Source organism: Vallitalea sediminicola, assembly GCF_054408565.1.
In genome coordinates, this window is sequence record NZ_BTPT01000347.1 from 1 (window position 1) to 226 (window position 226).

Genomic DNA, 226 nt, shown 5'->3' on the forward strand with positions numbered 1-226 from the left:
GTATATCTCACAATGAAGAAAGAGGTCTTATAACTATAAAGGGTTATAAGAATGATGATGAAATAGTATTTAAGGTGACAGATAATGGACAGGGAATTTTGCCTGAGAAAATTAAATTACTTTTTATGGAAAATGACACTGGAACAGAGAAGAAACCAAAAGTTGGAATATATAATGTTAATAAAAGAATTAAACTGAATTTTGGTGAGGAATATGGTATCTATGT

General features: G+C 28.8%; 1 protein-coding gene. It reads left to right on the forward strand.

Features of this window, described 5'->3' with window-relative positions:
- On the forward strand, positions 1-226 hold a 226-nt coding region (locus ACX6CF_RS27000), incomplete at both ends, for a sensor histidine kinase (RefSeq protein ID WP_458788464.1).